We start from the raw sequence: 242 nt of genomic DNA on the forward strand, positions 1-242 counted from the left end.
GTTATGGCGTATAATTTCTCCGACTCTGGTACACGACTTTTTTAACTTTTATTTAATTACCGATGACGATTTCATTCGTGTTTCTCCTCCAAACTGGGCATTAAATGCGCCAGCCGAGTTTAGAGTTACTCAAGGGTCAACGTACAAATCTATTAAAAGTATGCTGGGGTCAGAGCGAGAGCCTGCATGGTCAAAAGTTTATTACGATACAGTATGGCGAAAGTGGGTTATTAGCTTACTAG

General features: G+C 40.5%; 1 protein-coding gene. It reads left to right on the plus strand.

What is annotated here, in order from left to right; genetic code table 11:
- Nucleotides 1-242, plus strand: a 242-nt coding sequence (locus AAEY83_RS18055; RefSeq protein WP_351061442.1) for a hypothetical protein, incomplete at both ends; no start/stop codon positions are given.

Origin of the sequence: Psychrobacter sp. TB20-MNA-CIBAN-0197 (assembly GCF_040309765.1) — a bacterium.
Taxonomy (GTDB): Bacteria; Pseudomonadota; Gammaproteobacteria; order Pseudomonadales; family Moraxellaceae; genus Psychrobacter; species Psychrobacter submarinus.